Source organism: Candidatus Villigracilis proximus, assembly GCF_016717045.1.
Taxonomy (GTDB): domain Bacteria; phylum Chloroflexota; class Anaerolineae; order Anaerolineales; family Villigracilaceae; genus Villigracilis; species Villigracilis proximus.
In genome coordinates this window covers 1-12,735 of the sequence record NZ_JADJUO010000036.1, presented here as the reverse complement: position 1 = coordinate 12,735, position 12,735 = coordinate 1, and the positions used below count along the sequence as shown (strand labels likewise).

The 12,735-nt window shown below is 50.8% G+C and carries 13 protein-coding genes, 1 pseudogene and 1 riboswitch; of the genes and pseudogenes, 13 read left to right on the top strand and 1 reads right to left on the bottom strand.

Annotated features, from left to right (window positions below):
* Window position 1: 1 nt before the first annotated feature.
* From IPL71_RS23670 to IPL71_RS23610, 13 genes and pseudogenes are all read left to right on the top strand, one after another.
* Window positions 2-4,774 (top strand): GAF domain-containing protein, encoded by a 4,773-nt coding sequence (locus IPL71_RS23670; RefSeq protein ID WP_345325927.1) that lies wholly within the window; start codon window positions 2-4, stop codon window positions 4,772-4,774.
* A gap of 160 nt (window positions 4,775-4,934) precedes the next feature.
* Window positions 4,935-6,794, top strand: coding sequence for a GAF domain-containing protein (locus tag IPL71_RS23665; RefSeq protein WP_345325926.1), 1,860 nt, complete (start codon window positions 4,935-4,937; stop codon window positions 6,792-6,794).
* Window positions 6,791-7,435, top strand: a complete 645-nt coding sequence (locus IPL71_RS23660; RefSeq protein ID WP_345325925.1) for a sensor histidine kinase — start codon at window positions 6,791-6,793, stop codon at window positions 7,433-7,435. Before IPL71_RS23665 ends, IPL71_RS23660 begins: the two co-directional genes overlap by 4 nt.
* Window positions 7,436-7,555: 120 nt before the next feature.
* Window positions 7,556-7,663, top strand: a complete 108-nt coding sequence (locus IPL71_RS23655) for a response regulator (RefSeq protein WP_345325923.1) — start codon at window positions 7,556-7,558, stop codon at window positions 7,661-7,663.
* 11 nt (window positions 7,664-7,674) lie between these two features.
* Window positions 7,675-7,818, top strand: a complete 144-nt coding sequence (locus IPL71_RS23650) for a response regulator transcription factor (RefSeq protein ID WP_345325921.1) — start codon at window positions 7,675-7,677, stop codon at window positions 7,816-7,818.
* A 6-nt stretch (window positions 7,819-7,824) separates the two neighbouring features.
* Window positions 7,825-8,151 carry an alpha/beta fold hydrolase gene (locus IPL71_RS23645; RefSeq protein WP_345325919.1) on the top strand — a complete coding sequence of 109 codons (327 nt, stop codon included), beginning with the start codon at window positions 7,825-7,827 and terminating at the stop codon, window positions 8,149-8,151.
* Window positions 8,152-8,156: 5 nt separating this feature from the next.
* The gene (locus IPL71_RS23640) at window positions 8,157-8,603 is read left to right on the top strand and encodes an alpha/beta fold hydrolase (RefSeq protein WP_345325918.1); all 447 of its coding nucleotides are present in this window, start codon (window positions 8,157-8,159) and stop codon (window positions 8,601-8,603) included.
* A gap of 79 nt (window positions 8,604-8,682) precedes the next feature.
* Window positions 8,683-8,790: riboswitch (TPP riboswitch) on the top strand.
* A 63-nt stretch (window positions 8,791-8,853) separates the two neighbouring features.
* Window positions 8,854-9,374 (top strand): annotated as a pseudogene (locus IPL71_RS26305) (thiamine diphosphokinase).
* Window positions 9,371-9,529, top strand: a complete 159-nt coding sequence (locus IPL71_RS26300; RefSeq protein ID WP_514130854.1) for a hypothetical protein — start codon at window positions 9,371-9,373, stop codon at window positions 9,527-9,529. Before IPL71_RS26305 ends, IPL71_RS26300 begins: the two are co-directional and overlap by 4 nt.
* 282 nt (window positions 9,530-9,811) lie before the next feature.
* Window positions 9,812-10,009: a hypothetical protein gene (locus IPL71_RS23625; RefSeq protein ID WP_345325913.1), complete on the top strand. Its 198-nt coding sequence runs from the start codon at window positions 9,812-9,814 to the stop codon at window positions 10,007-10,009.
* A 37-nt stretch (window positions 10,010-10,046) separates the two neighbouring features.
* Window positions 10,047-10,586, top strand: a complete 540-nt coding sequence (locus IPL71_RS23620) for a thiamine ABC transporter substrate-binding protein (protein ID WP_345325911.1) — start codon at window positions 10,047-10,049, stop codon at window positions 10,584-10,586.
* Between the two features lie 336 nt (window positions 10,587-10,922).
* Window positions 10,923-11,576 (top strand): hypothetical protein, encoded by a 654-nt coding sequence (locus IPL71_RS23615; RefSeq protein ID WP_345325909.1) that lies wholly within the window; start codon window positions 10,923-10,925, stop codon window positions 11,574-11,576.
* 174 nt (window positions 11,577-11,750) lie between these two features.
* Window positions 11,751-11,924, top strand: coding sequence for a hypothetical protein (locus IPL71_RS23610; protein WP_345325908.1), 174 nt, complete (start codon window positions 11,751-11,753; stop codon window positions 11,922-11,924).
* Window positions 11,925-12,123: 199 nt separating this feature from the next.
* Here the strand turns inward: IPL71_RS23610 and IPL71_RS23605 are convergent, their stop codons facing one another.
* Window positions 12,124-12,432: a hypothetical protein gene (locus tag IPL71_RS23605; RefSeq protein ID WP_345325906.1), complete on the bottom strand. Its 309-nt coding sequence runs from the start codon at window positions 12,430-12,432 to the stop codon at window positions 12,124-12,126.
* Window positions 12,433-12,735 lie beyond the last annotated feature (303 nt).

Genomic DNA, 12,735 nt, shown 5'->3' with positions numbered 1-12,735 from the left:
CATGTTTTCTGGATTGGGCATTGGGCTGTTATTTGTTGGCTCAATATTCCTTGCGCTGATATTGGTCGCTTTGCGTATTTTGCCGCGCACACAGGCGGCTGCGCCGCAAGTTGATGCCCGACCTTTGACTTTCCCCGAATCTACTCAATCAAAAGATGCTGTGATTATTCTTCAACCCGGTGGACGGGTTGAGTATATGAGCGCACCAGCGCGCGAGTTTTTTGATCTGCGCGAAAATGAACCGTATGATCTGGAACGCCTTGCGCGAAGAGTGCGGCCTTCAGATGACTTTTTAGACCTATGTGCAAGCCCCGGACAGAAACGTGTTTCCATCACTGGTAAGGTGGTGGAAATTGCGTCTTATGAAGTGCCGGGTGTATTCCCGATGATGCTTCTTTCTTTACGGGGAAAAGACCTGAGTCCGGCATTGGATCAGGGAAATGGCGCATCTGATGAAATTCTGCGGGTGGTGACAGAGTTTAGCCAGGCGATTGCCGCGAGTCTTGATCTTGAGACCACCATGCAATCCATTTTGGATAATGTCAGCCGCCTTGTTCCTTCAGACCTGCTTGAGTTGAAATTATGGAATGCAGATGATAAGGCTTTGATCCCGTATCACTTTCGGCAATCTGACACAAATACCGGCGATGTGATCCGCGCTGTATCTTCTCAATTTGGAAGTCTGACAGATCAATTGGTGAAACGCCGCACACCGATCATGCTTGAAGATGCGCGCGCACAACCTGAACTGACTGTAAACGGTGAGTTGCTTGCTGTTCAGTCTTATTTGGGAATTCCGCTTATCGCAGGCGGCGAACTGGTTGGTACGCTGGAGGCGGGTCAAACCGGAGGCGGGGCGTTTGGTCAGCATGATCTTAATTTGTTGTACCTTGTTTCCGGTCAGGCGGCTGTTGCGATCCGCAATTCAAAACTTTATGAGGATGAGCAGAAACGGGTTTCGGAGCTTGCGGGTCTTGCGAATCTAAATCAGACACTTGGCACGGTCCGTGATATGCAGGACCTTTTTGCACGGCTTGTAGAAAGCATCACTCCTTTGTTTTTTGCAGAGATCGTCGGCTTTCTTCTTTATGATGAAGAGAAACGCACACTCGAAGGAAAGAATCCTTTTCATGGATTGCCGTCACATTTGGTTGATATTTATCGAACCACCGTGCTGGTGGATAGCCCCGCAGACCGTGTGATTACAAGTCAGCAGCCGATCATTACCCTGTATCCCGCAGGGGATGAGACCTGGCGTGTGCTTGGGCTTTCTGATATTGCTCTTGCAGCCAGTTTTCATAGTACGGCGCTTGTGCCTTTGCTTTCTTCGGGACGAATGCTTGGATATTTACAGGTGGGACATTATCAACGCGGCGCTTCCTTCTTTTCGGCGGAGGAAGTGCGTTTGATGAATATCGTGGCAAATCAGGCCGCCGCCATTATTGAAAATGTTTTACTGGTGCAGCAGGCGCGCGCACGTGCGCAGCGTGCAGATGCCTTGCGCCGTATTGCGAGTCTTTCAGGTTCCTCTGCAACGCTTGAAGAGATTCTAAAATATTCTGTGCAGGAACTCGCCCATCTCTTTCAGGCGGATGCGGGTGCGATCTTCCTTATGGACGAATCGCGCGGCGAACTACGGCTGCGCCGTGAATCAACTTTTGGCGTTTCCGATGAGCTTAGCAGTACCTTTATTCAAATTTTTGTTGATGATCCCAATTATCGGTATACGGTTTCAGGCAGTCAGAAGCCATTTTTGTCGGGACGTTTGAGCGCAGATCGTAGAGTGCTGCCTGCCTACCGTCCATTGGCAACTGCGCTACGCATGGAGTCCGTGATCGTTGTCCCATTGATTGCGCGTGAGCGAAGTATCGGTGAGTTGATGCTGGGGAGTTTCAAAGCCGACTATTTTAATACTTATGATCTTCAAGTAGTTGCCACTGCGGCGGGTCAATTATCCACGGCTGTGGAGTCAGCGAGTTTGCTGGCTCAAACTGATGATTCTCTGCGCCGCCGAATCGATCAGCTTTCGGCGATTGCGCGTGTAAGCCGTGAGTTGGGAGCTTCGCTTGATATTAAGCATTTGCTCCAGGTTATTCATGATGAAGGTTTGCGTGCAGTAAAAGCCAGATGTTTATCCATTGTGTTATTTGATGATGACCCAAATGGTGCCGGTACAGAGCCGCGCATCAAATTTTTTGCCGGCTGTGATAGTGGACGTGAACTAACCTCCATTGAGCAGAGAGCCCTGCAAAGCGGCGATCCACAGATTGTTGTTGATTATGAGCAGGAGGGCACACCTCCCCCTGCACACGCGTTGCAAGGAGTGCGTTCTGCAGTGATCATGCCGATCATGGTGCAGGGTCGTGCCATCGGATTAATTGATTTGCATGATGACCGCCCCGCTTTCTTTACCCCTGAGGTCGTTGAATTGGTGGGCGCGCTGGCCTCTCAGGCGAGTGTTTCTTTAAGCAATGCGCAGCGTTATCAAAATGAAAAACAACGGGCTGAGTTGATGCGCCGCCGCGCAGATACCCTGGTGCGTTTGACAGATGTTAGTTACAACCTCGGTCACGATCAGCCGCTCGATCAGGCTTTGCAGGCCATTGCCCGTGGTATTCGAGATTCAACACCTTTCCGTGTGGTGTTGGTGAGCATGGTCGAGGAAGAAGCGAAACTTTTGCGGCGTGTTACAGCTGTGGGTATCCCACAGGATACGCTTAATGAATTGCTCTCACGCAAACAGCCTTTGTCTGGCATTCAACAATTGATGAGGCCGGAATTTAAGATCAGCCGTTCCTACTTTATTCCCATTGATCAATCTCCAGTAGTTCCATCTGATGTGCATATGGTAACTCTGGATGTTTCAGAGTCTGCGGTGAAATCTCACAATGCCTGGGATGCAGATGACACATTACTGATTCCGCTTGAAAATTCTGAAAGTGAAATTATCGGCTTGATCAGTTTGGATGATCCGGCCAATGGGTTGCGTCCGGATCGGGCAACCATTGAAACGGTCGAAGTATTCGCTTCACAGGCTGCATTGCTGCTTGGCAATATCCTGCGTCAGAGTGATCTGCGCGCTCGTATTGATTCTCTTTCTTCAGGCTTGCAGCGTCAGCAGAAATTGCTTGAGATCACCCAAAACGATCTTCCCATTTTGCTTCACAAAGACCTTGAGCAAACCATCTCTTTACATAATTTGGATCGCCGCGCACAGCGTGTTCGTGCTGGTCTTGCCATTACTGAATCTGTCAGTCGTCAATTGGATGCGTCTTCTGCGCTTTCAGCTCTGGGACGTGAAACACTTACACAATTGGGAATGTCTGTTGCACTTGTGGCAGAGAACACCCCTGATGGCTCGCGTCTTTTACATGTGTTGGGCGGTTTGCCGCGTTCCACAAATGTAGATGCCTTGTTCGGCCAGCGCAATCCTCTGCGCGCCTGTTTGCAAACGGGTGTGCCGATCCTCATTGCCAACCTGGATGAAGACGATGAGTGGCGTGATGCTTCATTACTCACCTCGCTGCGTGCAAAGGGTGTCATCTGTTTACCGGTATCCATGGAAGGCAAGATCGTAGCCGCCATGCTGGCGGTTACCCCTGAACCCATGACCGCCTTTACAGATGAAGATCGTCAGGTGTATTTGCAGATTTCACAGCAAACTTCGATCATCCTGCAAAACATTTCACTACTCAACCAAACCCGCCGCCGTCTCGACGAGGTGAATCTGCTCCTTGACTTTAGTCGCCAGCTTTCAGGTTTGGATCCTGATTCGATCATCAACGCATTGCTAGACAGCGCGCGCCGCGTCCTCCAACATGCTCATGCCGGCGCGGTGCTCATTTGGAATCCGCAAACTGAGACGATTGCCTCCCGCGCTGTTTCCGGCTATGCCGATAATATCAGCATGATGGGAATTAACTATCGTTCAGGTGAAGCGCTGCCGGGCATCGTATTTCAAAATAAAGTAGCGCGCCGCGTGGATGAAGTTAACTTTGCCCGCGACTATAACCTGAGCGCGGAAAACCTTGCGTTGTATCGTCAATCGACAGGCGGGCGTTTGCCGGTCTCAAGTTTGCTGGTGCCGATTGTGGCAGGCGATCAGGCTTTGGGCCTGCTGGTTTTGGATAACTTCAATACGATCGGTGTTTTCCGCCCTGAAGATGAAGTTCTCCTGCTTTCGCTTTCACAGCAAGTTGCACTTTCATTGGATAATGTGCGCCTCGTGCAGGCCACGCAGGAACGCGCTTTGCAATTGCAAGCTTTGAATACCGCCGCCGCTTCTCTAACTTCCAGCTTGCGCAGCGACCAATTGGTCAGCTCCCTGCTGGATCAGTTAAGCCCTGTCATTCAATACGATACAGCCACCCTCTGGCTGCGTGAAAAAGATCGCCTTGCCGTAGCCTCGGCTCGCGGATTTTCAGATGCCGAACAAAGACTGGGCTTATCAGTTGCAGTTGCAGATAGTGCGCTCTTCAAGGAAATGGCGCAAACCGGCCAGCCAATTTTGGTCAACGATGTACGCGAAGACCCCCGCTTTTTACCAGTGGAAGAGCCGCGTCTTTCCTGGCTTGGAATTCCATTGATCTCAAAGAGTGAATTGGTGGGCGTACTGGCCGTGGAAAAATGGCAGGCGCATTGTTACACGCGCGAACAAATGCAAGTCGGCCTGACCTTTGCCAGCCAGTCTGCGGTCTCTTTGGATAACGCCCGTCTCTATGAAGATAGCGTCAGCCGCGCCACTGAATTGGATCAACGCTCTCACAGCGCCTGAGCACACTCAACCGCTTCACATCTGGTTTGACCGGCTTGTTGGATGCGGACCAGATCTTGAATTTGACAGCAGATGAATTACTCAAAGGCCTGGGCGCCCGCCGCGTTTCCATTGCGACCTTTGAGCGGGGTCAAGCGTTCTGGAAAGTTTCCTCCCGCGAGTGCGCCCCAATACACTACCGCGTCCTTTGCCCGATTCACCCATCTTTAATCGGCTGAGAGAATCGCTTGGTATTTTTAGCACAGACGATGCCCGCAATGAACCCGATCTTGCGTCGCTGGTTGAAATGCTCGGCGAAAACGTAATGGGCTTGCTCGTTCTGCCGCTTATCAGTGGACAGAACCTTACTGCGCTTGTCTTTGTCCAAACTGCAAGCGAGATTCGCTTCGGATCAAATGAACTGGACGTAGCCCGCACGATCACCAATCAGGCTACAGTTGCGCTTGAAAATGCGCGCCTGTTCCAGATGTCAGTGCGCACAGCGGAACGATTTGCCATTCTTAACGAAACCAGTTCCCAGGTCAGCTCAAGCCTTGATCCTGAAGAGGTCTACGTCTCAACACGTAAAGCGGCTGAACGCCTCGTTCCCCTGGATTCTTTTGTCATCACCTTGCTGGATCAGGAGAAAAATGAAATTGATCCAGTGTATCTGCTCGATCGCGGAAAACGCTATCCGGCAGAACCTGTGCCTTATGGTCAGGGGATGAGCAGTGAAGTCATTAAAAGCGGCAAACCGGTTTTAATTTCAAATTCTGAACAGGCCAATACGATCAGCATGGTGCTGGCAGGGAATGAAGGAGAAGAAACTCAATCCATTGTGGCTGTCCCCATGATCGTGGGCAGCAAAACACTTGGAATGCTCTCTGTCCAAAGTTATGACGCGGGCGTGTATAGTGAAGAGGATGTGCAGATTCTCGGTACACTTGCAAATCAGGCCATCGTCGCCATTCAAAATGGACGTTTATTCGCTGAAACGCAGAACCTTGCCTCACAGCTTGAAATGCGCGTCATTGAACGTACCGCCCAGCTACAACGCGAACAACAAAACACCGAAACCCTCCTGCACATTCTTACAGAGGTTTCCTCCAGTCTTGATCTTGACCGTGCTCTTAATCGTACATTGTCATTGCTAAATGAAGCCATTGGCGCGGAACAAGGTACGATTATGCTCCTGCACGCTGAAGATAATCTTTTGCATTACCGCGCCGGATACGGCTATCTTTCAGATCGAAATGAATCAGGCGGCGGCAGCCGGGGTTTCACTTTGAAAGTCGGTGAAGGCTTGGCGGGATGGGTTGTTCAGAATCGCGAATCTGTATTGATCAATGATCTTCATGAAGATCCGCGCTGGGTGCAAAGTTCCGCGGGCATTGACCATCGCAGTTCGATTGTGGTCCCCATGCTTGTGGGTGAAGATGTGATCGGCGTTCTCATGGTTTTTCAGCGCACAGAATCTTTCTTCAGCGCAGAAATGCTCAATCTCGTAAAAGCAATTGGCGGCCAGGTGGCAGTTGCGATCAACAACGCGCATTTATATGAATTGATCCGCGACCAGGCCGAGCGGCTGGGCGTCATGCTTCGCAAAGAACAGGAAGATGCCAGTCGTTCACAAGCCATCCTGGAAGCCGTGGCAGATGGCGTACTTGTGACCGGCAGTGACAATCGCATCGCTTTCGTTAACTCATCCACTGAGCGTATTCTTGCACTCGATCAGGATCATCTATTTGGCAATACCCTGGATTCCTTCGGAGGCTTGTTCGGAAAAGCCGCAAGCACATGGATGGACACCATTCGCCGCTGGTCTGAAGACCCGTCTTTGTATGAACCGGGTGACACCTACGCCGAACAATTGGAACTGGAAAATGGACGCATCGCGCTCGTCCATCTTGCGCCGGTGATCCTGCAAAATGACTTCCTCGGCACAGTATCCATCTTCCGCGATATTACACGTGAAGTGGAAGTGGACCGCTTGAATCTGAATTTGTCGCCACGGTCAGTCACGAATTACGCACACCGATGACTGCCATTAAAGGCTACGTGGATATTCTCACGATGGGTGCGGCAGGCGCGTTGAACGAAAATCAGCTGCACTTCCTGGATATTGTCCGCAACAATATTGACCGTCTCAATATTCTTGTTGGTGACCTGCTTGATATTTCACGCATTGAAGCTGGTCGTGTCACCCTTAATCCGCAATCGGTGGATTTGCACAGTATTGCTGAAGATATTATCGCCGATGTTCTGCGCCGTTCACAGACAGAAGATAAGCCCATGGCGCTTTCCTTGGATTCGCCGAAGAAAGTACCCGCAGTGATTAGCGATGGTGACCGGGTGCCGAATGCTGGCAATCTTGTGGATAACGCTTATAACTACACGCCCAACAACGGCACCATCCTTGTCCGGCTTCATCAACAGGGAAATGAAATGCAGGTGGATGTTCAGGATAACGGCGTGGGCATTGCCGTTGAAGATCAGTCACGTATTTTTGAACGGTTCTTCCGCGGCGAGCATCCCCTCGTTCTTGCAACACCAGGAACCGGTTTGGGATTGCCGATCGTCCGTCAACTGGTGGAGATGCACAATGGACGCATCTGGATGACAAGCACAGGTGTGCCGGGTGAGGGAAGTACTTTCTCCTTTACTCTGCCCATCTATAAATAATGGAGTTTGAATGGCAAGGATCTTATTAGCAGAAGACGAACCCGATATCCGTGAGCTTGTGGCCTTCACCCTGCGTTTTGCGGGGCAGGAGTTACGCCTACCGCCAATGGAGAGGAAGCCTTGCAGCAGGCATCCGTCGTTATTCCCGACCTGATTCTCATGGATGTGCGTATGCCAAAGATGACCGGTTATGATGCCTGCCGCGCAATGAAAGCCGACCGGTTCTAAAAGATATTCCCGTGGTCTTTCTCTCAGCCAAAGGACAGGATTCTGAAATTCAAACCGGCCTCGATGCAGGCGCAGAGGAATACCTGTTAAAACCTTTTGCCCCAGATCAACTCACCGAACGTGTAAAGGTCATTCTTTCCAAATTTGGCAAATAAATTTTTATGAGCGCAATTATTCTTGATGGTTCGATGGTGCATTACGAGGCTTTAGGACGCGGCCGTCCTATTGTCTTTCTGCACGGCTGGGTCGGGTCATGGCGTTATTGGATCAACGCCATGCAGATCGCATCCACATCGTTCCGTGCATACGCAATAGATCTCTTTGGTTTTGGCGATACCTCGCATGATCCATTGCGCTACAGCCTTGAGCGACAGGCCGATCTCATCAACCGTTTTCTTGAAGAAATGGGAATTTCGCGGTCGCTGGTTGGGCTGACCTCGGCGCATTGGTTGGGTTTTCGTTCATCAAACAATGGCCGAAAAGTGTAGATCGGATGATGGCAACTGTCCGCTTGAGTATGATGCGGTTAATTCGCATGCGGACTGCCACCATGCCGGAATTGGTTGAATGGCTGGCAGCACGCACACCCGAAGCAACATCCGCCCTTTCAGACGTATCAAAAACGGACCCGCTGGCTGTTTCTGCTTCGATGGCAGGATTTCAATCGAGCAATTTGTTGGCGAGCTTCCGCGATTACGAAGTTCCATCTTTGTTTGTGTATGGGCCAAATGACCCCGCTGTTACCCCACCTTCACAGGAGCGGACGGATTCTCTTCCCACTCACATGCATCAGGTTAACCTTGAAGGCACCGGCCATTTCCCGATGATTGATAACCCGACCCAGTTTAACCGTCTGATGACCGATTTCCTCGCACTTGACTCCGGCGCAAGTCCGCGCGAATTGCAGATGAAAGAGGAATGGAAACGCAGAGTACGCTAACGAGACCGTCAGACAATGACGGTCTTTTTATTTTTGATTTTTGACTTGACATCTGCTCATCGCGGACATATACTGACTTCACAATTGAACGGGGAGCCTTTTCGAAAGGCTGAGAGGAGCGTACTTCGCTCGACCCGCATTACCTGATCTGGTTAATACCAGCGGAGGGACTCTTGACTTCAATAACAGCCATCCTCCGCCCGAGGATGGCTATTTTATTTCATCCTGAGCGCAGCCGAAGGACGATCATTTGAAAACAAAAATATCCCGCATCATCATCTTTGCCAACGGTGAACTGCCAAATAAAGAAAAAGCCCGCGCCCTGCTGCACAAAGAGGACTTCATCATTGCCGCAGACGGTGGAACACGCCACGCGCTTGCGCTGGGAAGAATGCCAAATGTGTTGATCGGCGATCTGGATTCGGTGACGGATGAAGAAGAAGAAAGATGAAAGATGGCGGAGTTGATGTCGTTCAATTCCCCGCTGATAAAAATGAAACAGATCTTGAACTTGCCATTCAACACGCGCTGACCTTAAATCCGCAAGAAGTCATCATCCTTGCTGCCCTCGGTGGGCGATTGGACCAAACCCTCGGCAACATTGCTCTCATCAGCGATCTTCGATCTTTGACCCTTCGATACGCTCAGGGCGGCGACTTGGACATTCGCCTCGATGACGGCATCGAAGAGATCTTTTTTTGCCGCGATACCTGCAAAATTACCGGAACACCCAGTGACCTTGTCTCCGCTCATCCCGTGGCAGGGCAGTGACAGGCATCGTTACCATAGGTCTCAAATGGCCTTTGCAAAACGAAACCTTATACCCAAACAAAACACGTGGTATCAGCAATGAAATGATGAGTGAATCTGCCACTATCCAAATCAGATCTGGCTTGCTGTTCATCGTCCACCGCAGAATTGACTGATTACTGACCACTGATTACTAAATACCGGAGTCTAATTATGAAACACATCACTTTTTACTTTTTACTTTTCACTTTACTTCTCGCATCCTGCGCCCCCAAACCTGCGGAATCGCGAGCCATCACCGTCCTCACCCACGACTCATTCGCCATCAGCGAGGACGTGGTCAAAGCTTTTGAATCAGAAAACAACGCCAAAGTCTCTTTCATCCAAAGCGGTGATGCAGGCTCCATGCTCAAGCGATCCTCACCAAAGATGCCCCCATCGCGGACATCCTCTTTGGCGTGGACAATACCTTCCTCTCCCGTGCCCTCGAAGCGGATATTTTTGAAGCGTATCAATCACCCGAATTGACCAACATCGCCGACGAATTCAAACTCGACCCGTCCAACCGTGCCCTGCCCGTGGACTATGGTGATGTGTGCATCAACTACGATAAATCTATTTCGCCGAAAATAATCTCCTCTTCCCCAATCTTTTGAAGACCTTGCAAAGCCTGAATACAAGGATTTGCTGGTTGTGGAAAACCCTGCCACATCCTCGCCTGGACTCGCCTTCCTGCTTGCCACCCGCGCCCATTTTGGTGACGGTTATCTTGATTACTGGAAGAGCCTGAAAGATAATGGTGTCGTCGTTGTGGATGGATGGGAGACCGCCTACTACACCAACTTCTCCGCATCCTCTGGCAAAGGGCCGCAGCCAATGGTCGTCTCCTACGCATCCAGCCCAGCCGCGGTGTTTTTTTACATCGCTGCTCCAGCTGGAGCCCGACCCGCATCCATTGTTGCATCTGATATGTGCTTCCGTCAGATCGAGTTCGTGGGCATCCTAAAGAATGGACAAAACAATGACCTCGCCCAAAAATTCGTAGACTTTATGTTAAGTCAAAAATTTCAGGAAGATATGCCGTTGAATATGTTCGTCTATCCTGTAAATAAAAACGCAAAACTTCCTGAAGTGTTTGTGAAGTACACAAGTTGCCGAAGAGTCCCGCCGCTTCGTATTCAGAGATCGCATCCAATCGCGACGCATGGATCGAAGCGTGGACAGAGGCGATGAAGTAGGGAAAGGCGAGTATATAAAGTAGACAGGTAAACAGGTAGACAGTATGAATTCTGAAAGAGAAAACTTTTTTCAAAACGTGTATCCGAATATACGTTCCTACCTGTCTACCTTTTTCCATTCATCAATCTCCCGATCACCCTTGCATTTGATTCCTCCGCTTTCACGCAAAAAAACTTTGAAGTCATCCTCTTCGTCGCTGGATTCACTTTTTATCAGGCAATTCTCTCCACCGTATTAACCTTCGTCCTCGGTCTACCGTCCGCCGTCCTCTTCTCCCGCTTCGACTTTCGCGGCAAGTCATTACTTCGTGCTCTCACCGCCGTTCCCTTCATGCTTCCCACAGTCGTTGTCGCCCACTTTCAATTCCCTCATCCCCTCACAGACTTCCGCTTCACCTTCCTCTTCATCCTGATCCTCACGCCACGTTTTCACAACACCACCATCGTCATCCGCATCGTCGGCAATGCCCCTCACGCCTCGACCCAAAACTCGAAGCCGCCGCCCGTTCCCTCGGCGCGGACTCGTTCCATGTGTGGAAAAATATCACCCTGCCATTATTGCGTCCATCTCTTGCTGCCGCCCTGCTCGTCTTCATGTTTGACTTCACCCAGCTTCGGCGTCATCCTTTTATTGGGCGGCTCAAATTTCTCCACCCTCGAAGTGGAAATTTATCTGCGTGTGCTCAAGCTCCCAACCGCCGCTTGCCGCATTGCTTTCATCGTTCAATTGATTTTCCCGCTCATCTTTCTATTCTCTACACCCGCACCATTAATCAAGTCACGACCCAAACCGCGCCGCGTTTTTCAGCCTCGCGTCCACCCAAAACCATCCGCGAACGAATCTTTGTTTTTACTTTTTACTTATTACTCATTACTTTTTTCGCTCTTCCACCTGATTCCCTCCCCATCCGCTCCTGACTCGCCTCGAAAGCGGACCGTGGTCAACGCAGCGAAGTTCAATACGGATTACAACCGACTACTATAAGGAACTTTTCATCAACCGCCGCGGATCGTTGTTCTACGTCCCGCCGATTCAGGCCCCGCCAATTCACTCGGGTACGCCAGCGTCACCGTTTTTCTTTCGCTCGCACTTGGTTATCCCGCCGCGTACGCGCTTGCCAAACCGACCCGACTCGAAAAATTTCTCGACCCACTTATTATGCTTCCGCTTGGTTCTTCGGCGGTCATGCTTGGGTTGGGTTTCATCATTTCTTTCGGACGTTCGCTTGCGTCGCCGTGGTTCGTTCCCATCGCGCATACGCTTGTTGCGCTTCCTTTTGCCATTCGCACACTTCAGCCTGCGCTTGCATCCGTTCCTGAACGTCCGCGTTAAGCTGCATCCACGTTGGGCGCATCGCCTTTCCGCGTTTGGCAAACTGTTGATTTCCAATCCTTTCGCGCGCCACGTTGAGCGCCGCTGCTATGCTTTCACGGTTTCGCTCGGCGAGTTTGGCGCGACCCTCTGCTCACCCGCTGGAAATATCCGACCATCCCGATTGCCATTCAACGGTTTCTGGCCCAGCCTAGCGGTCTCAATTTCGGTCAGGCGATGGCAATAGCGACTCTGCTGATGCTCCACCACGCTTGCGATTCTTGCCATCGAAGACTGCGCCTTCCCGACTCTGGAGAATTTTAAAATGCTCGAAGTACGAAACATTTTCAAAACCTGAAAAAGCAAACCGCTTCTCGCGGCATTTCATTTTCCGTTGCGCAGGGCGAAACCATTTGTTTGCTCGGCACATCGGGCAGCGGAAGAGTCCCCCTCTCTTGCGGATGATCGCTGGTCTGGAGTTTCCTGCAAGCGGACAGTTTTCACTTTGGCTCAAATTGACCTCGCCCAAACACCGCCTCACCTCCGCGACTTTGGCTTGGTCTTTCAAGACTATGGGCTTTCCCCTCACCTCAACATTTTGACAACATCGCGTTTGGGTTGAAAATGAGAAAAGCGTCACCGCGAAATAATAAAACCAGAGTCGCCGAGATGTTGGACTTGGTCAATTTGACGGGCTTCGAAAACCGTAAAGTAACCGACCTTTCAGAGCGGCGAGCAGCAGCGCGTGGCACTCCGCTCGCGCCCACGCGCCGGGTTCGCGCTGTTGATGTTCGATGAACCTCTTGGTGCGTTGGATAAAATCTTTGAAGGA

Coding starts and splice junctions, on each gene's coding strand:
- IPL71_RS23670 (WP_345325927.1), top strand. CDS start 2: ATGTTTTCTGGATTGGGCATTGGGCTGTTATTTGTTGGCTCAATATTC.
- IPL71_RS23660 (WP_345325925.1), top strand. CDS start 6,791: ATGACTGCCATTAAAGGCTACGTGGATATTCTCACGATGGGTGCGGCA.
- IPL71_RS23645 (WP_345325919.1), top strand. CDS start 7,825: ATGAGCGCAATTATTCTTGATGGTTCGATGGTGCATTACGAGGCTTTA.
- IPL71_RS23640 (WP_345325918.1), top strand. CDS start 8,157: ATGATGGCAACTGTCCGCTTGAGTATGATGCGGTTAATTCGCATGCGG.
- IPL71_RS23615 (WP_345325909.1), top strand. CDS start 10,923: ATGCTTCCCACAGTCGTTGTCGCCCACTTTCAATTCCCTCATCCCCTC.
- IPL71_RS23610 (WP_345325908.1), top strand. CDS start 11,751: ATGCTTCCGCTTGGTTCTTCGGCGGTCATGCTTGGGTTGGGTTTCATC.